Origin of the sequence: Sphingorhabdus sp. YGSMI21 (assembly GCF_002776575.1) — a bacterium.
Lineage (GTDB): Bacteria > Pseudomonadota > Alphaproteobacteria > Sphingomonadales > Sphingomonadaceae > Parasphingorhabdus.
The window spans coordinates 1,253,210-1,278,435 of sequence record NZ_CP022548.1 but is presented as its reverse complement, the minus strand read 5'-3'; the positions used below and the strand labels follow the sequence as shown (position 1 = coordinate 1,278,435).

At 58.3% G+C, this 25,226-nt stretch carries 27 protein-coding genes and 2 tRNA genes; 20 read left to right on the top strand and 9 right to left on the bottom strand.

Features of this window, described 5'->3' with window-relative positions; genetic code table 11:
- Window positions 1–44: 44 nt before the first annotated feature.
- The 5 genes from murA (at window position 45) to CHN51_RS06225 (ending at window position 4,246) form a co-directional block, all read left to right on the top strand.
- Window positions 45–1,328 (top strand): UDP-N-acetylglucosamine 1-carboxyvinyltransferase, encoded by a 1,284-nt coding sequence (gene murA, locus CHN51_RS06245; RefSeq protein ID WP_100093257.1) that lies wholly within the window; start codon window positions 45–47, stop codon window positions 1,326–1,328.
- A gap of 84 nt (window positions 1,329–1,412) precedes the next feature.
- A complete protein-coding gene (locus CHN51_RS06240) occupies window positions 1,413–1,823 on the top strand; it encodes a nuclear transport factor 2 family protein (protein ID WP_100093256.1) in 411 nt (136 codons plus the stop codon).
- A 12-nt stretch (window positions 1,824–1,835) separates the two neighbouring features.
- On the top strand, window positions 1,836–2,177 hold the full coding sequence (locus CHN51_RS06235) for a putative quinol monooxygenase (RefSeq protein ID WP_100093255.1): 342 nt from the start codon (window positions 1,836–1,838) through the stop codon (window positions 2,175–2,177).
- 18 nt (window positions 2,178–2,195) lie between these two features.
- Window positions 2,196–3,443: a cytochrome P450 gene (locus CHN51_RS06230; protein WP_100093254.1), complete on the top strand. Its 1,248-nt coding sequence runs from the start codon at window positions 2,196–2,198 to the stop codon at window positions 3,441–3,443.
- 32 nt (window positions 3,444–3,475) lie between these two features.
- Window positions 3,476–4,246, top strand: coding sequence for an SDR family oxidoreductase (locus CHN51_RS06225; RefSeq protein ID WP_100093253.1), 771 nt, complete (start codon window positions 3,476–3,478; stop codon window positions 4,244–4,246).
- Window positions 4,247–4,332: 86 nt separating this feature from the next.
- Here the strand turns inward: CHN51_RS06225 and CHN51_RS06220 are convergent, their stop codons facing one another.
- The 3 genes from CHN51_RS06220 to CHN51_RS06210 form a co-directional block, all read right to left on the bottom strand.
- Window positions 4,333–5,064 carry a hypothetical protein gene (locus tag CHN51_RS06220; RefSeq protein ID WP_100093252.1) on the bottom strand — a complete coding sequence of 244 codons (732 nt, stop codon included), beginning with the start codon at window positions 5,062–5,064 and terminating at the stop codon, window positions 4,333–4,335.
- A 112-nt stretch (window positions 5,065–5,176) separates the two neighbouring features.
- On the bottom strand, window positions 5,177–5,614 hold the full coding sequence (locus CHN51_RS06215) for a DUF1330 domain-containing protein (RefSeq protein ID WP_100093251.1): 438 nt from the start codon (window positions 5,612–5,614) through the stop codon (window positions 5,177–5,179).
- 11 nt (window positions 5,615–5,625) lie between these two features.
- Window positions 5,626–6,180, bottom strand: coding sequence for a GNAT family N-acetyltransferase (locus CHN51_RS06210; protein ID WP_100093250.1), 555 nt, complete (start codon window positions 6,178–6,180; stop codon window positions 5,626–5,628).
- An 84-nt stretch (window positions 6,181–6,264) separates the two neighbouring features.
- On the opposite strand from CHN51_RS06210, the gene CHN51_RS06205 reads away from it, so the two are divergent.
- A complete protein-coding gene (locus CHN51_RS06205) occupies window positions 6,265–6,486 on the top strand; it encodes a hypothetical protein (protein ID WP_100093249.1) in 222 nt (73 codons plus the stop codon).
- A 74-nt stretch (window positions 6,487–6,560) separates the two neighbouring features.
- On the top strand, window positions 6,561–7,481 hold the full coding sequence (gene rarD / locus CHN51_RS06200) for an EamA family transporter RarD (protein WP_100093248.1): 921 nt from the start codon (window positions 6,561–6,563) through the stop codon (window positions 7,479–7,481).
- Window positions 7,482–7,494: 13 nt separating this feature from the next.
- Here the strand turns inward: rarD and pyrC are convergent, their stop codons facing one another.
- Window positions 7,495–8,535, bottom strand: coding sequence for a dihydroorotase (pyrC, locus tag CHN51_RS06195; RefSeq protein WP_100093247.1), 1,041 nt, complete (start codon window positions 8,533–8,535; stop codon window positions 7,495–7,497).
- Between the two features lie 53 nt (window positions 8,536–8,588).
- Here pyrC and CHN51_RS06190 point away from each other — a divergent pair, with 53 nt between their 5' ends.
- The gene (locus tag CHN51_RS06190) at window positions 8,589–9,323 is read left to right on the top strand and encodes a folate-binding protein YgfZ (RefSeq protein WP_100093246.1); all 735 of its coding nucleotides are present in this window, start codon (window positions 8,589–8,591) and stop codon (window positions 9,321–9,323) included.
- A gap of 65 nt (window positions 9,324–9,388) precedes the next feature.
- On the opposite strand, the gene CHN51_RS06185 is transcribed toward CHN51_RS06190, so the two are convergent.
- The 4 genes from CHN51_RS06185 to hisS all read right to left on the bottom strand — a co-directional run bounded on the left by CHN51_RS06185 (window position 9,389) and on the right by hisS (window position 13,549).
- The gene (locus tag CHN51_RS06185) at window positions 9,389–10,066 is read right to left on the bottom strand and encodes a DUF4167 domain-containing protein (protein WP_240616872.1); all 678 of its coding nucleotides are present in this window, start codon (window positions 10,064–10,066) and stop codon (window positions 9,389–9,391) included.
- Between the two features lie 237 nt (window positions 10,067–10,303).
- Window positions 10,304–11,167: a peptide chain release factor N(5)-glutamine methyltransferase gene (prmC, locus tag CHN51_RS06180; RefSeq protein WP_240616871.1), complete on the bottom strand. Its 864-nt coding sequence runs from the start codon at window positions 11,165–11,167 to the stop codon at window positions 10,304–10,306.
- Window positions 11,133–12,209, bottom strand: a complete 1,077-nt coding sequence (gene prfA, locus CHN51_RS06175; protein WP_100093244.1) for a peptide chain release factor 1 — start codon at window positions 12,207–12,209, stop codon at window positions 11,133–11,135. The genes prmC and prfA overlap by 35 nt, the downstream gene beginning before the upstream one ends.
- Window positions 12,206–13,549, bottom strand: a complete 1,344-nt coding sequence (hisS, locus tag CHN51_RS06170; protein WP_100093243.1) for a histidine--tRNA ligase — start codon at window positions 13,547–13,549, stop codon at window positions 12,206–12,208. The genes prfA and hisS overlap by 4 nt, the downstream gene beginning before the upstream one ends.
- 119 nt (window positions 13,550–13,668) lie before the next feature.
- Between hisS and CHN51_RS06165 the strand changes: the two genes are divergently transcribed.
- The 12 genes from CHN51_RS06165 to CHN51_RS06105 all read left to right on the top strand — a co-directional run bounded on the left by CHN51_RS06165 (window position 13,669) and on the right by CHN51_RS06105 (window position 24,691).
- Window positions 13,669–15,609, top strand: a complete 1,941-nt coding sequence (locus tag CHN51_RS06165; protein ID WP_100093242.1) for a peptidase M61 — start codon at window positions 13,669–13,671, stop codon at window positions 15,607–15,609.
- Between the two features lie 14 nt (window positions 15,610–15,623).
- On the top strand, window positions 15,624–16,157 hold the full coding sequence (gene ppa, locus CHN51_RS06160) for an inorganic diphosphatase (RefSeq protein WP_100093241.1): 534 nt from the start codon (window positions 15,624–15,626) through the stop codon (window positions 16,155–16,157).
- Window positions 16,158–16,216: 59 nt separating this feature from the next.
- Window positions 16,217–17,005 carry a DUF1206 domain-containing protein gene (locus tag CHN51_RS06155; RefSeq protein WP_100093240.1) on the top strand — a complete coding sequence of 263 codons (789 nt, stop codon included), beginning with the start codon at window positions 16,217–16,219 and terminating at the stop codon, window positions 17,003–17,005.
- On the top strand, window positions 17,002–17,319 hold the full coding sequence (locus tag CHN51_RS06150) for a hypothetical protein (RefSeq protein ID WP_346426334.1): 318 nt from the start codon (window positions 17,002–17,004) through the stop codon (window positions 17,317–17,319). The genes CHN51_RS06155 and CHN51_RS06150 overlap by 4 nt, the downstream gene beginning before the upstream one ends.
- Before the next feature lie 13 nt (window positions 17,320–17,332).
- Entirely contained in the window at window positions 17,333–17,848 is a 516-nt protein-coding gene (locus CHN51_RS06145; RefSeq protein ID WP_100093238.1) for a GNAT family N-acetyltransferase, read from the top strand.
- Window positions 17,849–18,006: 158 nt separating this feature from the next.
- Window positions 18,007–19,206, top strand: a complete 1,200-nt coding sequence (gene sucC, locus CHN51_RS06140) for an ADP-forming succinate--CoA ligase subunit beta (RefSeq protein WP_100093237.1) — start codon at window positions 18,007–18,009, stop codon at window positions 19,204–19,206.
- A gap of 203 nt (window positions 19,207–19,409) precedes the next feature.
- Complete coding sequence (locus CHN51_RS06135) at window positions 19,410–20,156, top strand: electron transfer flavoprotein subunit beta/FixA family protein (protein ID WP_100093236.1); 747 nt, start codon at window positions 19,410–19,412, stop codon at window positions 20,154–20,156.
- Window positions 20,157–20,270: 114 nt separating this feature from the next.
- Window positions 20,271–21,200, top strand: a complete 930-nt coding sequence (locus CHN51_RS06130) for an electron transfer flavoprotein subunit alpha/FixB family protein (RefSeq protein ID WP_100093235.1) — start codon at window positions 20,271–20,273, stop codon at window positions 21,198–21,200.
- Between the two features lie 133 nt (window positions 21,201–21,333).
- Window positions 21,334–22,746, top strand: a complete 1,413-nt coding sequence (locus tag CHN51_RS06125) for a DUF2235 domain-containing protein (protein WP_100093234.1) — start codon at window positions 21,334–21,336, stop codon at window positions 22,744–22,746.
- Window positions 22,747–23,022: 276 nt separating this feature from the next.
- A tRNA-Val gene (locus CHN51_RS06120) sits at window positions 23,023–23,097 on the top strand.
- 2 nt (window positions 23,098–23,099) lie between these two features.
- A tRNA-Asn gene (locus tag CHN51_RS06115) sits at window positions 23,100–23,165 on the top strand.
- A 371-nt stretch (window positions 23,166–23,536) separates the two neighbouring features.
- A complete protein-coding gene (locus CHN51_RS06105; RefSeq protein WP_206170012.1) occupies window positions 23,537–24,691 on the top strand; it encodes a slipin family protein in 1,155 nt (384 codons plus the stop codon).
- A gap of 62 nt (window positions 24,692–24,753) precedes the next feature.
- On the opposite strand, the gene CHN51_RS06100 is transcribed toward CHN51_RS06105, so the two are convergent.
- A complete protein-coding gene (locus CHN51_RS06100) occupies window positions 24,754–25,116 on the bottom strand; it encodes an iron-sulfur cluster assembly accessory protein (RefSeq protein ID WP_100093232.1) in 363 nt (120 codons plus the stop codon).
- Window positions 25,117–25,226 lie beyond the last annotated feature (110 nt).

The following is a 25,226-nucleotide window of genomic DNA, read 5'->3' as shown; positions in this document are numbered from 1 at the left end:
GCAATAGACTTGCCTGCATCACCATTTCCGGTAAATGCTAGACCATGGATATTATCTCAATACGCGGCGGCAATCGCCTCTCCGGTACGATCCCCATTTCGGGAGCCAAGAATAGCGCCCTGACCTTGCTGCCTTGCGCGCTGCTGACCGACGAACCGGTCACCCTGCGCAATTTGCCGAGGCTGGCCGACGTCGACAGTTTCGGGCATCTGCTCAACCAGCTGGGTGTTTCGACCACGATCGAAGGCGCGAGACCGGAAGATTTCGGGCGGGTGATGACGCTGAAAGCCGGCCGGATCACCTCGACCGAAGCGCCTTATGATATCGTCCGCAAGATGCGCGCCTCCATATTGGTTCTGGGCCCATTGCTGGCCCGCGCCGGTGAATGCCGGGTCTCGCTGCCCGGCGGCTGCGCCATCGGCAACCGGCCGATCGATCTTCATCTGAAAGCGATCGAGGCGCTCGGCGCGACCATCGAGACCACCAGTGGCTATGTGATTGCGCGCGTTCCCGACGGCGGCCTGCCCGGCGGCGATTTCACCTTTCCGGTCGTCTCGGTCGGCGCGACGGAGAATGCCTTGATGGCAGCGGTGCTGGCGAACGGCACCAGCGTGCTCAAAAACGCCGCGCGGGAACCGGAAATCGTCGACCTTTGCAATATGCTCGTCGCCATGGGCGCGGAGATCGAAGGAATCGGCTCTTCGACCCTGACCATCACCGGTGTTGAGCGGCTGCACGGCTGCACCTACCGGGTGATGTCCGACCGGATCGAAGCGGGCAGCTATGCCTGTGCTGTCGGGATTGCTGGCGGTGAAGTCGACCTGCTCGCCGCCAAGGCCGACGAAATGGAAGCCACGCTGGATGCGTTGCGCCATGCCGGTCTGCAAATTGATGTCCACGCAAAGGGCATCCGGGTTTCCTCCGACGGCAAGCTCAAACCGCTGACTCTGTCCACCGCACCCTATCCCGGCCTTGCTACCGATATGCAGGCGCAGCTGATGGCGATGCTCTGCCTCGCCGATGGTGCCAGCGTGTTGACCGAGACGATTTTCGAAAACCGCTACATGCACGTACCCGAACTCAACCGGATGGGTGCGGATATCGAGACCAAGGGTCGTACCGCCGTGGTCCGGGGCGTCAAGAAACTGACCGGCGCGCCGGTAATGGCAACCGATCTGCGCGCCTCGATGAGTTTGGCGATTGCCGGACTGGCGGCAGAGGGCGAAACCCGCCTGCAACGCATCTACCATCTCGACCGCGGCTATGAACGGCTGGAAGAAAAACTGGCGGCCGTCGGAGCGGATATTGAGCGGATCGGCGGCGATTGACCCCCTCTCGCTAGCACTTATGGCAGCTTGTCTTTGCGGCGCTTTTGCCGTGTAGTCTCCCTATAATCAGGAGAGGACGAGTCCATGTTTTCAGGGCCGATAGAAGACCGTTTGGCAATCCGCGAACTGCACGATGCCTATTGCGATGCCGTGCTGCGCAAAGACCCGGATGACTGGGGTGCCTTGTGGACGGAAGATGCTGTCTGGTCACTGATGGGCACCGAAGTGGTCGGCCGCGAGAATATCGTCAATCTCTGGAACGGTGCGATGGCCCAGTTCGACGCCGTCAGCTTTCTGGGCATACCCGCCAGTCTGGAAGTGACGGGTGACACGGCATCCGGTCGCTATCAAACGCACGAGATATTGGTGGAAAAGGGCGAACCCCGGGTAGCCGGCGGCCGCTATGACGATGAATTTTTCAAGGTCGATGGCCAGTGGCTCTACAGCAAACGCATCTTTGTCGTCGTCGCGCAATTTGGCGGAAACAAGCTTTAAGGGAGTATCGCAATGGCGAAAATATTGATCGCTGCGCATATCGACGTGGAACCGGCAACCCGCGAGGAATGCCTGAAGCAAGCCCAACCCTTCATCGATGGCGCGCTGAGCCAGGACGGCTGCCTCTGCTATAGCTGGGCCGCCGACATGCATAATCCGTCGCGCATCGAAGTGTTCGAGGAATGGACCGACGAGGAAGCCCTCGCCCGGCATTTCCAGAATGTCCATTATGCCAATATGCTCGCCCATATCGGCAGCTTCGGCCTGATCAACGCCGTGAGCGCCAAATATCGGGTGGATGCCGAAGGGCCGGTTTACAATGCGGACGGCAAACCCACCCCGTCTTTTGACTAGTACAAGCAGGAACCTGTGATGAACGAAGCTGTATCCAAATCCCTTTTTCAACCGGACATTCTGGTCGATCCGTTCGAATTTTATGAAGAGAAGCGCGCGGAAAGCCCGGTATTTTTCGACGAAGCCAGCGGCACCTATGTCGTGCTGGATTATGACCTGATTTCCGAAGCCGTCGGCCGGCTGGACGATTTTTCGAACAATTTCAACGCATTGCTCTCCGGCGGGAAAACCGAGGAAGAGCTGGAAAATGACGAGGAGCTGCAGGCGATCCAGTCCCAGGGCTGGCCCCAGGTCAATACCCTGCTGACCGCCGACCAGCCGGTGCACACGCGGTTCCGCAAACTGGTCAATCTCGCTTTCTCGATGCCGAAAGTGAACAAGCTGGAAGACAGCATGCGGGTGATGTCGAACGAACTGATCGACAATTTCATCGACAAGGGCGAATGCGAATTTGTCGAAGAATATGCCGTGCCGATGCCGGTTCGCACAATTGCCGTGCAGCTCGGTCTCGATGTGGCCGATGCCCATACGATCAAGCGCTGGACCAATGCTTTTGTCGATCGCCTGTCCGGCATGATGACCCGCGAACGGCAGCTGGAGACCGAGCGCGAAGTTGTCGAATATCAGCACGCGCTGAAAGCCAATATGGACGAGCGGCGCAAGGAAGCGAAGAATGATATCCTCTCCGATCTGGTCAACGCCCGGGTCGATGGCGAACGTCCGCTTGATGACGCAGAATCTTTGTCGATCGTCCAGCAATTGATGGTCGCTGGCAATGAAACCACGACGGCGGCGCTGGCCGAGGGCATGCGGCTGTTCGCGACCAATCCGGACCAGTATAAGAAAATCCAGGACGATCCGTCGCTGATCCCCAATGCGGTCGAAGAAGTGCTACGCATGTCGAGCGGATCGTCGGGCATCTGGCGGGTTATGCACCGCGATGCCGAGCTGGGCGGCGTAATGCTGCCCAAGGGCGCGATGGTGATGATGCGCTATCACGCGGCCAATCGCGATCCCAAGCAGTTTGAAAATCCGAACGAATTCCGGGTCGATCGCAAAAATGCCCGCACCCATATGGCGTTCGGCAAGGGCATCCATATGTGCGTCGGCAATATGCTGTCGCGCAAGGAAATGACCGTATCCTTCCAGCAATTTGCCAAGCGGATGGACAATATCCGGCTCAAGGAAGGCGCGGAACTGCACTATCCGCCCAATATGATGCTGCGCGGACTGGCCAATCTGCCGATCGAGTTCGACAAGAAATAGACCAGGAACAGGCCAGGAAACGGGAATATAAAATGGGCATGATGGACGGAAAAGTCGCACTGATATCGGGCGGCGCAGAAGGCATTGGCGGAACCGCCGGACGACGGGTTATCGAGGAAGGTGGCTCGGTAATGCTGGCCGACATCCAGATCGACAAGGCGAAGGAACTCGCGGTCTCTCTGGGCGACCGCGCCGATGCGGTGGAACTGGATGTCCGCGATCTCGACCAGTGGCAAGCCGCGGTCGATGCCACGAAGAAGCGCTTCGGCAAGATGACGACGCTGTTCAATGTCGCGGGTATTTCGGAGCCGGGGTCGGTCGACGAGGTTGACCTCGAAAGCTGGAACCGTACCATCGATATCAATATGCAGGGCACTTTCTACGGTTGCCGTGTCGGACTGCCTGCGATCCTCGAAAGCGGCGAAGACGGCGCCATCGTCAATATCGGCTCCATGCTCGCCATGCGCCCCGGCGCGCAGTTCGCGGCCTATTGCGCCAGCAAGGCCGCGGTCACATCGCTGAGCAAATCGCTGGCGCTCCACTGTGCCGCGGAAAAATATCCGGTGCGGGTGAATACCGTCCACCCCGGCGCGATCGACACGCCGATGTACCAGCGTTATCTGGCCGCCTATCCCGGACCGCATGACGAAGCGGTGGAATTGTTCAACCGCAACCATCCGATCAACCGGGTCGGTCAAGCGGTCGAGGTCGCCAATGCGATGCTATGGCTGGCCAGCGACCTGAGCAGCTTCACCACGGCCAATGACATCACCGTCGACGGTGGCGGTAGCTACCGCGAATAACGCGGACGAAAAAAAGGTGGCCGGCGCGGGCCACCTTTGTCAGCCGGTGATGTGCATGGCGCAACCCGGCATCGCTATTTCACGAACTAGCGGCCGTTGCTCGCAACGATGTCGACAACCGTGCCGCCGCCCGAGCGTTTGTTGAGAGTGATCACATAGGCGCTGTCCTGGTTCGGCTTCGATCCGCCGAGGACATGCTCGCTGCCGCGCAACAGATATTCCGCGTCATATCCGCCCTGCTTGGCCTTGGTATAATAGAAGTCGACAATATTCTTGATCGGCGTAGCGGTGGTGAAGCTGACCACCCGAAGATCGCATTTTCCGGCCGCTTCCTGCACATTTGCTTTCGGATAGACCGCAAATTCGGGCGGCATGCGGTTGGCCCAGGCCATATCGTAAGTCAATTTTTCCTTGCAGACCGGCTTGTTCTGACGCGCTTCCTGCAATTCGGCTTTGTCACCGAGCGTCAGGGTCTCGTCGTCGGAGGTCATCTGGCGCGGCTTTGGTGCGCTCTGGATCTTGCCACCCAGGGCGGCTTTGGCCGCGGCCCTGCCGTCTTCCCCCGTGCCGGGAGGCACCGATCCGTCCGCCGCGCCATTGGCCCCGCGAATAGCATTGCGGTTCGCCTGATCGGTAAGTTCCGGATCCACCAATATCGCATCTTCCAGCGCGTCATTCATCGCCGGATCGGAGGTCAGATTATCGTCCAGCTTTGCCAGTTCTTCTTCACTGGCTTCGTTGCTGCCGCATGCTGCAAGCGTCAGGGGCAGCGCGAAAGCCGCTGCCGACAGCCATAGGGTTCGGGAAAGATTAGACATGCAATTTGCTCCTGAATTTAGGGAAACACATGCATAAAAAGCGTTAATATTCCGTTAGGGAAACTGGTTAATCCGGTGACATTTTGTTAACGTTTTGTCCGGAATCGGGAATTCAACCGAACGTATCCGGCCCGTCCATCTCCCCGAAGCGGATCAGCCGGGAGGTCAGAACGGCAGCCTGGCGATTGACGACTGCTTTCTTATATTCCGGATCGGTGACCATTTCCATAAACGCACCGCTATTGGGATAGCGCGCGATGAAGGAGGAATCCCACTGCTTGTCGTCGGGGCCGATTACCATGCATTCCATCTGTCCGCGCCAGATCACCGTTCCGCCGACCCGCTGGAAAATCGGACCGCTGGTCTTGCCATATTCCGCATAGGCTTGCTCCCCGGTCCAGCCCTTGCCGGCATTGGGATGATCCTCCGGATATTGCGCATGTTCGTGAAAACGCAGGAGATTGAGCATGTTGATCGGCACGTTGCGCGGCAGCGCCTTGAATGCGTCGAAACTTTCCCGCGTGGGGTCGAGATAGCGGTCTTCGGCCATGGCCTGCTCTCCTACTGGAATTTCTTTCTATTCTCCTGCCATTGTTCGCGGGATTGCCCCCAGTCGTCAACCCTTGCGACGATATAGGGTTCGGGCAGTTGCGTCGGCCCCCTGTTGGTCGAACCAAGCCGCTGGGCCAATTTGATCGAGGCGAGATTGTCGGGATCGATAGTATGGCAAATGTCATCCCAGCCCAGCGTATCGACGGCATAGTTCATGCTCGCAACCGCGGCTTCCAGCGCATAGCCCTTGCCCGCATATTCGGGCGCAACAGCCCAGCCCACCTCGCGTGCCGGCCAGCCGTCCGGATACCACGGACCGATCCGGCCTATCCATGCGCCACTATCCTTAAGGATCAGGGAAAACATCGCATAGCCGCGGACATGCCAGGCCCCGACCATGGCGCACAGGTCGCGCCAGCTTTCGGCGCGGCTCTTGACGCCGCCGATATAGGTCATCGTGTCGGCATCCGACTGGAACCTGGCCCAGGCGTCGAAATCATCGGCATTGGGCGGACGCAAAATCAGCCGTTCCGTTTCAATCTGCAAAGAAGCTATATCCGTCATCAAACCTGTTCCCTCCCCGGCGCATTTGGCCCGTTCATATCACAATCGCTTGAAATACAAGTGATCTATTCCTATAATACAGTTATGTTCAATATAATCTCCATTCTCATCGGCATCATTGCCCTCATCCTGTCCTTCATAGGGTTGGTTCCGCTGCTCGGCTGGACCAACTGGCTGATTCTCCCGATTGCCGGGGTCGGCGCGCTGTTCGGTCTGATCTCGTCACGCACCAGCGGCATGTATTTCTGCATGATCGTCATGGGCATCTGCGCCCTGCGGCTCTGGATCGGCGGCGGCATCATCTGATCCTTCGGCCGGGTTTCCCGGCCAGTAGCATTTCTTGATTGCCCGGCAGCAACCCGGGGCTTAAGCGCTGGAACATGTCCAGCGCGCTCTCCTCCAGCCGAATCGGCCTTGTTCAGGCGCTGACCGCTTGCATCTTCTGGGGCCTGATGCCGGTCTATTTCAAGCTGCTGCAAAATGTCGGCGCGCTGGAAGTGGTTGCCCATCGTATCGTCTGGTCGGTGCCGCTGTTGCTCGTCATCCTCTATTTTCGCAAAAATCTTGTCGGTCTGGCATCCGCACTGGCGGATCGCAGACTGCGCCTGGCCATGCTGGCGAGCGCTTCGCTGATTGCTGCCAACTGGCTCATCTATGTCTGGGCCGTGCACGAGGATCATATTCTCGCGGCCAGTCTCGGCTATTTTATCAGCCCGCTGCTCAGCGTATTGATGGGCAGGCTGTTTCTGGGTGAAAGGCTCTCCCCGAAAAAGTGGATCGCGATCGCAATAGCCACCGCCGGGGTTTCGGTTCTGGCGCTGCAGGCTCTCGATACGCTCTGGATCAGTCTCGCCCTCGCTATCAGCTGGAGCAGCTACGGACTGGTGCGCAAGATCGCCGACATCGGTCCGATCGTCGGGCTGACCGCGGAAACCGGCATGTTGTTCCTGCCGTTCACCCTGCTGCTGGTCTGGCTGACTATGTCCACACCCTCCTCGGCTTCCGGCCTGCATCTCGGCGATGATCGCACCATCGACCTGTTGCTGATCGGCGGTTCCATCGTCACCGCTATCCCATTGCTGCTGTTCGCTTCGGCGGTCAAGAAAATGACCCTCGGCGCCATCGGCCTGCTGAATTATCTCGCGCCGACGATCCAGTTTCTGGTCGGCGTTCTGATCTACAGGGAGCCGCTGACACCGTCGCACATCATTTGTTTCATGCTGATCTGGACCAGTCTCGCAATCTTTTCGACCGATTCCTATCTGACCGGAAAAGCCGAACGGAAACCGCAATCTGCCTGATATTTCCGATGGTTCAGGATGACAGGAAGCGCCAGTTCAGTTGCGCGCCGGCATGGAAGGGAACGAGTTTCGAGCCGGCCGATTCGATTGCATCCGGCACGGCTGTCCCGCTCCGCTCCAGACTGACCATGGTTTCGTTGACCGGCAGGCCATAGAATTGCGGGCCGTGTAGCGACGCAAAACCTTCCAGCCGGTCGAGCGCACCCTCTTCGTCAAACACGACCGCATAGCTTTCCAGCGCATAAGGCGCGTTGAAAATGCCGGCGCAACCGCAGGCCGATTCCTTGGCATGGATTTCATGCGGCGCGCTGTCGGTGCCGAGGAAATATTTCGGAGAGCCGGAAGTCGCCGCCTTGCGCAGGGCCAGCCGGTGCATTTCGCGCTTTGCCACCGGCAGGCAATAAGCGTGCGGACGCATGCCGCCGGTGAACATGGCGTTGCGATTGATATGCAGATGGTGCGGCGTGATTGTCGCCGCGACATTCGGGCCGCAGCTGTCGACGAAATGGACCGCCTGTTCGGTGGTGATATGTTCGAATACGATTTTCAGATCGGGCAAGGCTGCGATCAGCCCCTTCATCACCCGCTCGATAAACACCGCTTCGCGATCGAATATGTCGATATCGCCATCGGTCACTTCGCCATGGACGAGCAGCGGCATGCCGATCGCCTGCATCCGCTCGAGCACCGGCATGATATGCGCCACATCGGTAACACCGTGGGCGCTGTTGGTGGTGGCATTGGCGGGATAGAGTTTTGCGGCGGTAAAGATACCGGCGGCGTGCCCCGCAGCGATGTCGTCTGCATCGGCATCATCGGTCAGATAGCAGGTCATCAGCGGCGTGAAATCGGAGCCGACGGGCAGGGCGGCCATGATCCGGTCGCGATAGGCGGCGGCGCTGGCGGCGCTGGTCACCGGTGGCGAAAGATTGGGCATGACGATCGCCCGGCCGAATTGCTTCGCGGTAAAAGATGCAACCGCTTCGAGCATCGCGCCGTCACGGAGGTGCACGTGCCAGTCGTCAGGCCGTCGGATGGTGAGTGTGTCGGTCATATAGCTCCGTGCAAAGGCTTGGTTTTTCGCTTCGCACACCCTACCTAAATGGCATGACCGAAACCAGACTTAATGACCGTTCCATCATCCGTCTCTCGGCAACCGATGGATCGGAAGATATCCGCGCGTTTCTGCAAGGGCTGGTGACGCAGGATATGACCGCTGTGGCAGAGGGTGCACCGCAATGGTCGGCACTGCTGACCGCACAGGGCAAAGTCCTGTTCGATTTCTTCCTGTGGGCCGACGGCAATGATATCCTGATCGACTGCGAAGGGGATCAGGCCGACGCGCTGGTCAAACGGCTGAAGCTCTATCGGCTGCGCCGCAAGATCGACATCGCCCGGGACAATAGCCTTGCCGTGCACTGGGCCCTGGATACCGGAGACCGCCCAGTCGATCCGCGATTGGCTGGATTGGGCCACCGCTGGCTGGCCGATACGGACGCTGGGGAAGCCGCCGATGAAGCCTATCGGAAACACCGCCTGTCGCTCGGCGTGACCGAGGGCGCTGCGGAACTGGGCAGCGACAAGACGCTTTGGCTCGAATGCAATGCCGCCGAACTCAATGGCGTCAGCTTCACCAAGGGATGTTACGTCGGACAGGAAAATACCGCGCGGATGAATTACCGGCAAAAGGTCAACCGGCGGCTGGTCGTCGTTCCGATTGCGCAGGCCGATGAAAAGCGCCAGCGCATCGCCTACCCTGATTATGACCTGTCGGTGGAACATCGTCGTGTTGACGATCTGAAAGCGCTCGATCTGCCGGACTGGCTGGCGAGAGCGCTTTAGCAACGAATAGGCGGGCATCGGCTTCCGCCGCTGCCCGCCATTGTCTTCGTTAAACCTGGCGTCGCTTAAGCAGCGTCGCTTTCTTCGGTTGCCTTGGGTTTCATCACCCGTTTTTTACGAGCCGGCTTCTTTTCGACTTCGACTTCGGTCGACTGCGAAATTGCCGGTGGCAGAGCGCTGGCGTCCAGACCGTTGCTCTCGCCATTTTTTTCCGATGTTTCGCTGCGAGCCGGTGCGGCTTCGACTTTGCGCGGGCGCCGGCTGCGAACCGGTTTTTTCTCTTCAGGCGCGTCGTTCGCGGCGGTCTCGTCCTGATCGTTGCGATCATCGCGTTTCGGACGATTTTGCTGCGGACGGCTGCGCTGTCCATTGCCATCATTGTCGCCGGAATCATCCTGGCCATTGCCGCGATTGTCGCTGCGGTTGTCCGTACGGTTATCCGAACGATTGTCTCCGCGCGGTTCTTCACGGGCAAGCCGCTGTTCTTCGCGGCGGGCAATCGTGTCGGCGTTGACCCGGAAATAATGGTCGGCAAATTGATGATAATATTCGGCCTGGACGCGGTCGCCATTGACCTGAGCGTCCTGCGCCATTTTCTTGTATTTATCGAGCATTTGCGCTGCGTTGCCGCGCGCGCGGTTGTCGATCCGGTTATCGCGATCCGATCCACCACCCCGGTTGCCCTGCGGGCGGTTATTGGTGTTCCGGCTGCGCCCACGGCGGCCAGGCTGACGATTGTTCATCAAATTTTAGGTATCCTTATACCGATAATAAACTTGGTCTTTCTCAAGTCATAGCCACACTGCGGTGGCGATTGCGCTGCGGACAACCCGTCCACAGCGGCCCATACAAGACAAATGCACGCCGAAAACCAGCAACATTATCGAGTTGGGGGCAGGCCAGAGATTTAGGGAAAAAGCCAGAAATCCTCTGGGCCTTCGCAAGTCTTAGCGAGTCGCTCGGTCAAAACCAAGCCCTTTTTAGCGGCGGAGCACCAGCAACCGGTCGTTTCCGCCCAAATCCTGTTTTAACTCAACATGATAGCCACTATCTGCAGCCAGTCTGGAAACCGGTTTCGCCTGATCAAAGCCGATCTCCAGCAAGGCGATTCCGGCTGGGGAGAGCAGTTTTTCCAGCGCGGGGATGATGATCCGGTAATCATCCAGCCCGTCTTTCCCGGCGAACAGGGCCTGGTGCGGTTCGAAACCTGCGACATCCGCAGACAATCGCGCGCCAGTTGCGACATAGGGCGGGTTGGCGAGGACCAGATCGAAGCCGGAGCCAAGCGAATTTGTCCAATCTGCACCCGCCCAGTCCAGCAGCACGAAGCGGGCACGGTCAGCCAGTCCCAATGCATCGGCATTATTGTGCGCAATCTGCAGGGCGGCAGCGCTGGCATCCATACCCAGACCCCGGGCTTGCGGAAATTCGTGCAGGGCGGCGAGCAGAAGCGCACCGCTACCCGTGCCCAGATCGACGATCCGTGGCGGAGGTGCGGGCGCGAACAGGCGCATCGCTTCCTCGATCAGCAATTCGCTGTCGGGCCGGGGAATCAGCACGTCGGAGGTGACCTGAAAATCGAGGCCCCAGAATTCCTTGCTGCCGATGATATGCGCGATCGGCTCGGACCGCTGGCGGCGTTCCACCAGGCTTGCGAATTGCGCTGGCGCCTCCAGCTGCGGGAGGTTCAGCAGCAGTTCGGACCGGTCGATCTGCAACGCATGGGCCAGCAGCAATTCCGCGTCGAGCCGCGGACTGTCGGAAATGGTGGACAGCCTCTGCGCCGCTTCGCGCAAGGCGCCGGCGGCATCACCCATCCAGATTGGCGAGCCGGCTGGCTTCATCCTCCGCGATCAGTGCATCAACCAGTTCGCCAAGCGCACCGCCCTCTACAATTTCCGGCAATTTGTGCAGCGTCAGGTTGATCCGGTGGTCGGTGACCCGGCCCTGCGGATAATTATAGGTGCGGATGCGCTCGCTGCGGTCGCCGGAACCGACCATCGACTTGCGCGCCTCGGCTTCCTCGCTCTGCACCGCGTCGCGCTCCTGCTCGTAGAGCCGCGCGGCCAGCACCTTCATCGCCTGCGCCTTGTTCTTGTGCTGCGATTTGCCGTCCTGGCATTGCACGACAAGACCGGTCGGCAAGTGGGTAATGCGGATCGCGCTGTCGGTCTTGTTGACGTGCTGGCCACCGGCGCCGCTTGCCCGATAGGTGTCGATGCGCAGATCCTCGGTGCGTATCTTGATGTCGACCTCTTCGGGCTCCGGCAGAATCGCAACCGTTGCTGCCGAGGTATGAATACGCCCGCCACTTTCGGTTTCCGGAACGCGCTGCACCCGGTGGACGCCGGATTCAAACTTCAGCTTGGCGAACACGCCCTTGCCCTGGATATTGGCGACGACTTCCTTGAAGCCGCCGACTTCCGAGGCATTGGCGGAGATCATTTCGACCTTCCAGCCCTGATCCTCGGCATAGCGCGTGTACATGCGGAAAAGGTCGCCGGCGAAAAGCGCGGCCTCGTCGCCACCGGTTCCAGCGCGGATTTCGAGCATCGCCGGCCGGTCATCGGCGCTGTCCTTGGGCAACAATTGCAGCGCGAGGGCATGTTCGGCCTTTTCGAGCGCCTTCTTCACGCCATCCACCTCGTCAGCCGCCATCGCCTTCATCTCGGCGTCATCACCGGCCAGCATCTCGGCCAACCCCTCTTGCTCGTCGCGCAGATTCTTGACCTTTGCAGCAGCCTCGGCAACCGGCTCGATCTCGGCATATTCCTTGGAGACGGCGACAAATTTGTCGCTGTCGAGATCGCCCGAGGCCATCATCGCCTGCAGTTCGGCAAAGCGCGCCTCGATCTGGGCGATGCGTTGGGGGGTGATGCTGGTCATTGAAACTTGTCTGAGCCAGGTAGAGCCAAGCGACTAGCCAGACTTGGCGCGGGAGAGATATTTTCTTCCGCCACAATGCTGTCTGCTAAGAGAAGATCTGTTATTCCCACCGGTATCCAGCTCATGGGTACTTTTTCTTGCTCACCGCTCGAAAGGTCCTTGATATTGAACTGACCCGCTGCAAGTTCATCCTCTCCGAGAATAATCGCATAATCAGCTCCAGCCGCATTGGCCTTCTGCATCCGCTTTTTCATATTGCCCTTATAGGCCATGTCGCAGCTGACGCCCGCTCGGCGCAACTCGCCCATGAGTTTCATCGCCGACGCTTCGCAGCCATCGCCCAGCGGAATGAAAATGGCATCGGGTCCAGTGGCTTTCGGCTCTTCCAGCAGCATCCCCAGCCGCTCTATACCGGCAGCCCAACCGACAGCAGGTGTGGCAGGTCCACCGAGAGATTCCATCAGACCGTCATAGCGCCCGCCGGCCAGCACGGTTCCCTGCGCACCGAGCCGGTCGGTGACAAATTCAAACGCCGTGTGGCGATAATAATCAAGCCCGCGCACCAGACGGCTGTTGCGGGTCCAGGCGACGCCGCAGGCATCCAGACCTTCGGTCACCTGGGCGAAAAATTCCTTCGCTTCGTTCGACAGATAGGCGTCAATATCCGGCGCAGCATCGGCAATCGGACGGTCCTGCCGTTCCTTGCTGTCGAGAATCCGCAGCGGATTGCGTTCCAGCCGATCCTGGCTGTCTTCGGACAGTTCCGCTTTATGCGCCTGGAAGTGCTCGACCAGAGCATCGCGCCACGCATCGCGGCTTTCGGCATCGCCCAGAGTATTCAGCTGCAAAGTCACGCCATCATCAATGCCCAGCTCCTTCAATAGCTGATCGGCAAAGCACAATAGCTCAACATCAGCAGCCGCTTCGCCCGCGCCGATAATCTCGGCATCAAGCTGGTGAAACTGCCGGTAGCGCCCCTTTTGCGGCCGCTCGTAACGGAACAGCGGCCCGTGTGCCGACAGTTTCAGCGGCACATGCTGCTGCCAGCCGTTGGTCAGAAACGCCCGGCAAATGCCCGCGGTAAATTCGGGCCGCAGGGTCAGGCTGTCACCGCCGCGGTCCTCGAAGCTGTACATTTCCTTGGACACAACATCGGTGGTCTCGCCGAGCGAGCGGGCAAAGACCGCGGTCGGTTCGAAAACCGGCATTTCGACGCCCTTGAATCCATAGAGCCGCCGTACGCGCTCGAAGGTTTCCACGACATGCTGGAACCGCTCCTGCTCTTCGCCAAATATATCCTGCGTGCCGCGCACCGGCTGGGGTGTCTGTATCTTTGCCATGGGGAGCGCTTTAGCCAGTGAAGCGGCAAAGCGGAAGTGGCTTATTTGCACATGGCCTCTGGACGAAAGTTGCAAAATCCCCCATTTACGCGCCCCGATCATCAAAGGATTATCTACGCATGCGTCTGGTTGGCATATTCGGTCTGTTTCTGGCCCTCGGCATCTCTACATCGGGCTCGGCAATGCCCGACGGGCTGAGCAAGCCGGCCTATATCGCGCCGCAGGACCGGATCCCCGAACCGCAGGACATTGCCTATCCCGGTACCATGGGCCTGACCGTCGATGCCCGCGATCATGACCAGGGCATTTTCCGCGTGACCCAGACGATTCCGGTCGCGAAAGCCGGCCGCCTCACCCTGCTCTATCCCGAATGGCTCCCCGGCAATCACGCGCCGCGCGGCGAGATCGAGAAAATCACCGGGCTGGAATTCACCGCCAATGGCGAAAAACTGCCCTGGGTCCGCGACGATGTCGATGTCTTCGCCTTCCACCTGACCGTGCCGGAAAATGTTGACGCGATCACCGCTAAATTCGAATTTGTCTCGGCCACCACCAGCAGCCACGGCCGCATCGTCATGGCGCCCTCGATGCTCAACCTGCGCTGGCATCAGGTGTCACTCTATCCGGCCGGCTATTATGTCCGGCAGATTCCGGTCGAGGCGACGGCCATCTATCCCGAAGGCTGGCAGGCGGCGAGCGCCCTGCGTCCGAAATCGACCAGCGGCAACAGAATCATCTATCAGAAGACCGACTATGACACGCTGGTCGACAGCCCGGTTTTCGCCGGGCGATATTTCCAGACCCATCAGCTGACCAGCCGCGTCCATCTCAATATTGTCGCGGATGACGCCAAGTTCCTGAAGCCGAAAAAAGACCAGATCGCGCCCCACATCAAGCTGGTCAGGGAAGCGGAAGCGTTATTCGGCAGCCACCCTTATGACCGCTATGATTTCCTGCTGGCGCTGACCGACGAAATGGGCGGCATTGGTCTCGAACATCACCGGTCATCGGAAAATGGCGTAAACCGTGAATATTTCACCAATTGGGACAGCGGTCCGGGCCGGCGCAATCTGCTGCCGCACGAGATCACCCATGCCTGGAACGGCAAATATCGCCGGCCGCAGGGCATGTGGACGCCCGATTTCCGCCAGCCGATGCGCGACAATCTGCTCTGGGTCTATGAGGGACAGACGCAATTCTGGGGCTATGTTCTGGGCGCACGCTCCGGGCTTTATTCCAAGCAGGACACGCTGGACGCCCTCGCGGCGATCGCGGCGGGCATGGATCAGCGGGTCGGACGGAACTGGCGCCCGCTGATCGACACCACCCATGATCCGATCATCGCCGCCCGGCAGCCCAAGCCGTGGACCAGCTGGCAGCGGGCCGAGGATTATTATAACGAGGGCCTGCTGATCTGGCTCGAGGCCGACCAGATCATCCGCCGCGAATCGGGTGGGAAAAAGTCGCTGGAGGATTTCGCTCGCGCCTTTTTCGGCGGCAAGAACGGCGACTGGGGCGTTGTCACCTATGAGCGGGCGGACGTGATCGCCGCGCTCCACAAGGTCCATCCTTATGACTGGGACGCCTTTATCGAAGAACGGGTCTACCGGACGAACAAGGAAGCCCCCAAGACCGGCCTGACCCTGGGCGGATATCGGCTCGTCTATGTCGATAAGCCGAGCGCTTATATATTGGCCAATGACAAGCGCCGGAAGCAGGTCGACCTCAGCCACAGCATCGGCCTGATCATGGGCAGCAAGGGAGCGATCAAATCAGTGATCTGGGACAGTCCGGCGTTCAGGGCCGGGCTCAAGTCCGGACTCACCATTTCTGCTGTCAACGGCAAGGCCTATAGCGACGAGGCGCTCAAACAGGCGATCGAGGAAAACCGCGGCCGCGATGGCAAGATAGATATTTTTGCAAAAAATGGCGAAGCCTATCACAATTTTATGGTCGACCATTCCGATGGCCTGCGCTATCCGGCGCTCGAGAAAATCACCGGAGAGGGTGTTGATCAAGAAGGCGGCATAGACCGGCTGTTGCAACCGAAAACCAGATAAGGATCCCCTTTTCCATGGATATTAACAAAATTCCTATTGGCGATAATCCGCCTGAAAGCCTGAACGTCGTTATCGAAGTCCCGGTGGGTGGCGAACCGGTAAAATATGAATTTGACAAGGAATCCGGTGCGCTCTTCGTCGACCGTATCCTGCACACGCCGATGCGCTATCCGGCCAATTACGGCTTCATTCCGCACACATTGTCGCCCGATGGCGACCCGCTCGACGCGCTGGTTGTCGCGCGCTCGCCCTTCATGCCGGGCTGCGTCGTGCGTTGCCGCCCGATCGCGGTTCTCAATCTCGAAGACGAGCATGGCGGCGATGAAAAGCTGCTCTGCGTCCCGATCGACGCGACCTTCCCCTATTATCGCAAGATCGACGAAGGCAGCCATCTGCCGGAAATCGTGATGCAGCAGATCGAGCATTTCTTCACCCATTATAAAGATCTCGAACCCGAAAAATGGGTGCGGGTCGGCAAATGGGGCGATGCGGACGAGGCGCGGCGCGTCGTGCTCGAGGCGATTGAACTGGCGAAAAGCAAGAAATGAACGCAACCTAACGGCTATCCTGTGCGTTAAGCTGCCAAGCAGTTTAACAGGAGCCTTGCATGTCCCGCGTCACCAATATCGAAAACTTCGCACGCGCCGGTTATCTCGGTCGTGCGGTCGTTTACGGTCTTGCGGGATATCTCACTCTGACCACCGCCGGTTCGACAGGCACAACCGGCGTATTGGAAGAAATCGAAACCATGTCGGCAGGAGCGATCCTGCTGGCCCTGGTTGGTCTCGGTTTGCTGGGCTACGGAATTTTCCGGCTCTATGGTGCGGCAATGGATTTGCAGGGCAATGGTACCGACGCCAAAGGCTTGGCGATCCGCATCGGCCATGCAGCCAGCGGATTGGCCCATATATTCCTCTGCTATCTGGCATTCAAAGCCGTTCTGGGCTGGCCTTCAGGCTCCACGGGTGATGGGGAATCCGCCGGCCAGGCGGCCGGTACGCTGGCATCCATGCCTATGGGTGATGTGCTGCTGGGCGTGATAGGAATTGGCTTTATCGCAGCGGCCATAAATCAAGCGGTCAAAGCCTATACCGCAAAGTTCATGGGGCTGCTCGATGCTGACGCACCCGCTCTGGCCAAATATGTGGGGCAAGCGGGATATGCTGCTCGGGCCGTCATATTCGCTGTCCTTGGGTGGCAAATCACATCGGCTGCCTTGAGCGGCGATACAGGCAATGTCGGCGGTGTTGGACAGGTGCTGGACAGCTTGCGATCAACCAATTGGCTTTATATTGCGGTGGCCATCGGCCTGTTGCTGTTTGGACTGTTCAGCCTGGTCATGGCGCGCTATCGCCGAATCCGGAATGAGGATGTGCTGGAGCGACTGAAATCTTGAAAAGCTGGAAAATTACGGGCCTGACCCTGGCTGGATGCATGCTGCTAGCGGCTTGCGCCACCCCCGAAGCCCGGGTTCGCAGCGGGCTGATGAGTGCGGGATTGTCCGCGCCGGTGTCGGCCTGCATGGCCGACCGAATGGTGGACCGTCTGTCACTGGGGCAGCTCCGGAAACTCGGCGATCTGGGCAAGCTGAAGAAGCGCGATCCCGGTGAGGTGACGGTCAAGGAATTTGTCAAAGAGACACGGTCGTTGCAGGATCCGGAAATTCTCGCTGTCGTGACGTCGTCCGGGCTGATCTGCGCGGTTCAATAGGCGCGGCCCTGTTATGACCGGCATCTGCATCCGACCGGCAAATGCCGATGATGCCGCCGGTTTTCCGGCTATCGAACGATCGGCGGCCCAGGCCTTCCTGTCGGTTGCGGGTCTGGAATGGATCGCCGGCGAAGCGGTAATGTCCGCCGAGCAGCACCGGGTCCATATCGACGCAGGCACGGTCTGGCTCGCCGAGACGGACGGGCGCAACATCGGCTTCGTTACCGCCGCGATATATGAAGAGACCCTGCACATAGTCGAATTGTCGGTCGCGGACGGGCATCAGGGCCGGGGTGTCGGGCGACGCTTGCTGGAGGCAGCAGCAGAATATGCCAGGGACAACGGCCTTGCGGCGCTGACCCTGACGACTTTCCGGGACTTGCCCTTCAACGAGACATTCTATCAAAAGCTGGGCTACCGGACGCTGAATGAGACGGAAATGCCGAAACGACTCGCGGACATACTCGAGGCCGAAATCGAAAATGGTCTGCCGGGAAATCGCCGTTGCGCCATGCGTCTGATGCTTTAAACGCGCCGCGGGGCCATGCGGTGGGGAGCCAGACTAGAACATCTGATAATTATCACGAAACAGGGTGGAAATAGGCGCGTGACTGTGCTTTAGCCGTGCCAATTCATCGCGTGTCTTGAGATTCAAGACCTCCAATTTGAAAGGTGCTCACCCTTCCCATGAACATTCACGAATATCAGGGCAAGGAACTGCTTGCCAAACATGGCATCGCTGTTCCTGCCGGCTATGCTGCGCTCACCGTTGACGAAGCGGTTGCCGCAGCCGAGAAACTCCCCGGACCGCTTTATGTCGTCAAGGCGCAGATTCACGCGGGTGGCCGCGGCAAGGGCAAGTTCAAGGAACTGGGGCCGGACGCCAAGGGCGGCGTGAGATTGGCGAAATCGGTCGACGAAGTGCGCACCAATGCAGAAGAAATGCTGGGTAACACATTGGTCACGATCCAGACCGGTGACGAAGGCAAGCAGGTCAACCGCCTCTATGTCACCGACGGCGTCGATATCGAGAAGGAATTTTATCTTTCGATTCTGGTCGACCGGGCCAGCGGCCGCGTGGCGCTTGTTGTTTCCACCGAAGGCGGAATGGACATCGAAGACGTAGCCCATAACACCCCGGAAAAGATCAAGACGATCACCATCGATCCGGCACAGGGCTTCATGCCACACCACGGTCGGACCATCGCTTTCGCGCTGGGGCTGGATGGCGACCTCAACAAGCAGGCGCAGAAGCTCGGCAAGAAACTTTATGACGCCTTCCTCGCGATGGATTGCGAAATGGTCGAAATCAACCCGCTCGTGGTCACCGAAGACCAGCAGCTGATCGTGCTCGACACCAAGATGAGCTTCGACGGCAACGCGCTGATGCGGCACCCCGATCTCGCCGCGCTGCGCGACGAAACCGAAGAAGATCCGGCAGAAGTCGAAGCCAGCAAGTCCGACCTCGCCTATATCAAGCTCGACGGCAATATCGGCTGCATGGTCAATGGTGCCGGCCTGGCGATGGCAACGATGGATATCATCAAGCTGAATGGCGCTTTCCCTGCCAACTTCCTCGACGTGGGCGGCGGCGCGACCAAGGAAAAGGTCACCGCAGCGTTCAAGATCATTCTCGCCGATCCGGCGGTCGAGGGCATTCTCGTCAATATCTTTGGCGGCATCATGAAATGCGACATCATCGCCGAAGGTATTGTTGCCGCGGCCAAGGAAGTCGATCTGTCGGTGCCTCTGGTTGTGCGCCTCGAAGGCACCAATGTTGAAAAGGGCAAGGAAATCCTGGCCAATAGCGGTCTGCCAATCGTATCGGCCGACGATCTCGGCGATGCCGCGAAGAAAATCGTCGCGCAGGTCAAAGAGGCCGCTTGAGCGGACGGGAAGCCATATCCCGTTCGTCCTGAGCCTGTCGAAGGACGCTGGAAAGCGCCAGTTCGCCCTTTCGACAAGCCCGGCACGAACGGAGGCGGCCATGGTGCCGCAAAATCGACGATGCTGCACCGCAGCGCAAAAACTTGACGTTTACGTGAACGTAAGTTAATCGCGTAGTGAAATTTGAAAAAGAGGAAACAGCAATGAAAATCCTGGTGCCCGTAAAACGGGTGATAGATTATAACGTGAAACCGCGGGTCAAGTCCGACGGCAGCGGTGTCGATCTGGCCAATGTCAAAATGTCGATGAACCCGTTTGACGAAATCTCCGTCGAGGAAGCCATCCGCCTGAAAGAGGCCGGCAAGGCAGAAGAAATCGTCGCGGTTTCGGTTGGCCCGCAAAAGGCGCAGGAAACATTGCGTACCGCCCTCGCCATGGGTGCGGACCGGGCGATCCTCGTGGTCACCGACGAAGAAGTCGAGCCATTGGGCGTTGCCAAGATCCTGGCGAAAATCGTCGAAGAAGAAGCTCCGCAGCTGGTCATCACCGGCAAGCAGGCGATCGATGACGATTCGAACCAGACCGGCCAGATGCTCGCAGCCCTGCTCGGCTGGGGCCAGGGTACCTTTGCCAACACCGTTGAGCTCGACAGCGACAGCATCACCGTCAAACGCGAAATCGACGGCGGCCTGCAGACGGTCAAGCTGAACCTGCCCGCCGTGGTCACCACCGACCTGCGCCTCAACGAACCGCGCTATGCGTCGCTGCCGAACATCATGAAGGCGAAGAAAAAGCCGATGGATGAGAAAACGCCAGCCGATTACGGCGTCGACATCAGCCCGCGTCTCACCACCATCACGGTTACCGAACCTCCGGTTCGCCAGGCTGGTGAAAAGGTCGAAGACGTCGACGCGCTGGTCGCAAAGCTCAAAGCTGTGGGAGCCATTTAACCGTTTGAGCCCAATCACCCCCGTTCATCCTGAGCTTGTCGAAGGATGGTGGGACAAGGTGCTTCGACAGGCTCAGCACGAACGGAATGGAACAAGGATTTAAGGAGTTACAAAATGAAAACTCTCGTACTCGTAGAACATGACAACACCACCATGAAAGACGCGACGCTGGCCGTTGTCACCGCCGCGTCGCAACTGGGCGAAGTTCACGCTCTGGTCATCGGCTCCGGCTGTGGCAGCGTTGCCGAACAGGTCGCCAAGGTCGCCGGCATTGCCACCGTTCATGTCGCCGACGACGCTTCGCTCGCCAACCAGCTCGCGGAAAATGCCGCGCCGCTGATCGCCAGCCTGATGGAAACGCATGACGCGTTTCTCGCGCCTGCCACCACCACCGGTAAGAATATCGCCCCGCGCGTCGCAGCGTTGCTCGACGTCATGCAGATCAGCGACATTCTCTCGGTCGAAAGCGAAGACACGTTCACCCGGCCGATCTACGCCGGCAACGCGATCGCAACGGTCAAATCTTCGGATGCCAAGAAGGTCATCACCGTCCGCGGCACCGCCTTTGACAAGGCAGCAGCCGAAGGCGGCTCCGGCACCATCGAAGCCGTTGACGGCGCCAGCGACGCTGGCCTGTCGAGCTTCGTCAGCGAAGAAATCGCCAAGTCCGAACGCCCCGAACTGACCAGCGCCAAGATCATTGTCTCCGGCGGTCGTGCTCTGGGTTCGGGCGAGAAGTTCGAAGAAGTGATCACGCCATTGGCAGACAAGCTCGGTGCCGGCATCGGCGCCTCGCGCGCTGCGGTCGATGCGGGCTATGTCCCGAACGACTATCAGGTCGGCCAGACCGGCAAGATCGTCGCTCCGGAAGTCTATATCGCCATCGGCATCTCCGGCGCGATCCAGCATCTCGCCGGCATGAAGGACAGCAAGATCATCGTCGCAATCAACAAGGACGAAGACGCACCGATTTTCCAGGTTGCTGATATCGGACTGGTTGCGGATCTGTTTGACGCGGTGCCGGAGTTGACTTCGAAGGTTTGAAGCCAACACAGCGCCTCACTGCATGAGGTCCTGATCCAAGTTCAGGATTTGCTTATTTGACAATATCGGACCCCGGCGTGCAAACGCTGGGGTTTTATATTGCAAAAAATGCAATGTTCTCATCGGGGGTGATATGATGAAGAAACTAGCGTTTTGTTTTGATGGAACTTGGAACAAGGTAACCAGCGGCTTTCCTTCCAATGTATCGAAGATTGCCCGCGCAATCGAAGAAGAGCACGCCGGCAGTCAACAGACAGTGTTTTATGATGAGGGCGTTGGAACTCATGAATTAGGAAACTTGACAGGAAAACTAGTTAATAAAATTTCTGGGGCCTTGGGTTTTGGCCTGCAACAGAACGTCATTGAAGCTTACACCTTCTTAATTTTGAACTATCAGCCTGGCGATGAAATTTATGTCTTTGGCTTTTCAAGAGGTGCTTTTACAGCTCGCTCATTTGTCGGTCTCATCAGGAATGTCGGAATTCTTCCAAAGCGACGGTTGTTTAACATTCGAGAAGTATTGGAACAATATCGAAGCCGGTCTCCAGAAGAGCACCCAAGTTCTTTTAGAAGCTGCGAACTACGATATAAATTGTGTCCCCATTTGCTTCTCCCAGGAGACGCTGAGTGGCGATCGAAGCTAGACACGAAGTATGATGGCAACACAACAGAACTAAGTATTTCATATTTGGGTGTATGGGATACAGTCGGTGCTCTGGGTTTGCCAAAGCGACTTGGTCTTTCAAAAGCAATTAATAGAAAATACCAATTTCATGATACTAGATTGTCCGGGTTTGTAAAAGCTGCCCGCCACGCCGTGGCAGCGGATGAAATGCGTAGAACATTTGAACCTGCTTTATGGACAAATTTACAAGAATTAAACAGTCGCTCAGAAAACAAGAAATATCTCCAGAAAATTTTTCCCGGCACTCATAGTGCAGTCGGTGGCGGAGGGCCTCATGTGGGGCTGTCTGACGGTCCGTTAGAGTGGATATACAAAGGTGCACGAGAGGCCGGATTGGGCTTCGATACAGCACTTGGCTCCCCCCTTTTTGGCCTATTACCCGACCATCGAGCTCCTTTATTTAACGAAGAGGGAAAGTACGGTTGGTCGATTGGGGACAAGTTTTTAGGAGCAGGATTAAGGCCACGAAATTTCTCTTCAGTCAGTATCGAGCAGATTGATGAAACGATCAATCGCCGTTGGCACGATCCAAACATGGAAAATTCTGGGGATGGAAACTATCGACCGGCCTCATTGATGGATTGGCATGATTACATAAAATCTTCACCTCCAAAGACAAATATTGATCTCGACGAAGAGATATTTGACGGGATTTGTCACAACAATAGAGACCTTCGGACACCAAAATCTGTAAAAACATATATCGTGCAAGCTACTGATAGATGGCCAGATATCGCGGAAAAATTTGGTTACGCGCGCGATTTTTGGAAAGCTATATTTCTGTTCAATTTCGATGCATGTAGGGTCTACAAGCCAGAAGAGCTGTATGCGTCTCGTGAGATATTGATCCCAATATATTAATCCCCCCCAAACCGTAAAGCTCTTCCCACACGCGGCGGACACCAATAAGTTGAGAACGGCGATATAGTATCACCCGTAACCACTCACCTCTCCCACACCCCGCTTCGCCGCTAAAACCACCCCCTCCCCTTGCGCCCGCAAAAAGCGCGCCCTAACGGCCCGCCTCCCCGATCAGTGGACGGGGCAGACGTCAACGGTCAGGGTTTCATGAAGCCCACCCGCACGGGCTATCTCTGATAGTTCCATGTACGGATGCTGCTTTGTCTTTGGTTGGTTGCATGAGTAGCTCAACGGGAGAGCACTGGCCGGACAGGTCAGGGGAACGAGTTCGACTCTCGTCTCAACGCACCACTGGATAGCTCAGATGGGTAGAGCACAAGATTGTTAATCTTGAGGTCGCAGGTTCGACTCCTGTTCCACAACGGTCCCTCTAAAGGACCGCAGCACTCATAATGCTGTCTGAAATACCGGGTTCGGGGACCGGCATGTGAACGGCGCGGCGCCTGCGGCGGTGGGCGGATATCTTCGGATGTCCGACCGCCAAAGGCAAAGCACCTGCCACCATGGCAATCGGTTCGGTCTGTCAAAATGGCTGCGCTGGCCCAGCGTCGAGCGGTCTGGTTTTCGAACCGGTCCGATCCGCGCTGATGCCCGCAACGCCCGCTCTGGCTGACCCGCTTTGCGCCATGCCACCGGTCCCTGAATCTTTTTGATCGGGTACAGTCCTGCGCCAATTCCGGCGTTGGCAACAAGAAGGAGATTGGCGTGAGCTGATATTTGCGTGAATATTATGTTGTATTTGATTGACAAGCTGATGGGCCGGAAGCGGTTGACCATCAACGAAAACGAACGGGCAATCTGGCTCTACAAGGGCGAGGTCAAGGGTATATTGGGTGCGGGCGAGCATGTTCTGCCAAATTGGCGGAAGCAATTGCGGGTCGAGCGCATGGTGCTGAACAGTGCGGCATTTGTGTCGGTCTATGAAAAGGCGCTGTTTGAAAAAGCGCCGGACCAGGCGAACGCGCATCTGACCCGGTACCGGACCGGAACCGGCGAAATCGCTGTCATCATTTGCGACGGACAGATTCATTCTGTCCTCTCACCGGATAGCAAGCTTACCGTCTGGAGCGATGCCGGTCCCTGGGCTGCAGAGATTGTGCAACTGGAAGAAAATCCGGTTGTCGCTCCTGCCTTGCTCAGCCGGCTGATGAAGGCGGAAAAGGCAAGCCTGCTCGACCAGGTCCGGATTGTCGAGGTTGACAAGGGCCAGATCGGCCTGCTCACCGTTGATGGCCGGATGGCCGGTGAATTGACGCCGGGTGTCACGGGCTACTGGATGGTCGGTCAGAAGGTCGCCGTAAAGATCGTTGATCTGACGCGGCAGCCGCTTGACGTTACCGGCCAGGAGCTTTTGACCAAGGACCGGGTGACGCTCCGGATCAACGTTTCCGCCGAATATCGGGTCGTTGATCCGGTCAAGGCGGTGACCGAGGTCAAGGACTTTGCCGATGCGCTGTACCGGGCGCTGCAATATGCGTTCCGGAAAACGCTGGGCGCGATGACGCTCGACCAGATCCTGGAAAAGCAGGTGACGGTCGACGACACGGCGGCCACGAAAGTGCGGTCCGACATGGCCGATATCGGCCTGGAAGTCACCGATATCACGCTCAAGGATGTAATCCTGCCGGGCGAGATGCGGGAGATTCTGAACCAGGTGGTTTCGGCCCAGAAGGCGGCAGAAGCCAACGTCATCAAGCGGCGGGAAGAAACGAACGCAACGCGGTCGCTTCTGAACACCGCAAAGGTGATGGCCGACAACCCGGTCATGCTGCGGCTGAAAGAGCTTGAGGCTCTGGAAAGCATCGCGGGCAAGGTCGACAAGCTGACCGTGACCAACGGCACGGCTGGCCTGATGAACGATCTCGTCAAACTGTCCGGTGACTAGCTTGCCGCTTCAGTAACGGCCATAAGAACGGGGGCGCGGGGAGAAATTTCCGCGCCCTTTTTCTATACCGTGAAGGACTCCCCGCACCCGCAAGCGCCCTTGGCGTTCGGGTTCTCGAACACGAACCCGGCCGTAAAATCATCTTCGACCCAGTCCATCGTGCTGCCGATCAGGTAGAGCACCGATCCGCCGTCGACATAGAACAGGCCGCCGGGGGTCACGATCTTCTCGTCGAACGGGACTTCGTCGGTGATATAGTCGACCGAATAGGCCAGGCCCGAACAGCCGCGGCGCGGGGTGGAGAGTTTCACACCGATCGCATCGTCGGGCGCTTTGGCCATCAGGTCGGCGATGCGCTGCTCCGCCGCCGGCGTCAGATTGATCGCGGCGGGTATTTCGCGGGTTTTTGTTTTCGTGTCGGTCATTTCATTCTCCTTCTCCCCTCCCGTTTACGGGAGGGGTCGGGGGTGGGATTGTAGATGGCCCGAAAGCTCACTGTAGCCCCACCCCTAGCCCCTCCCGCAAGCGGGAGGGG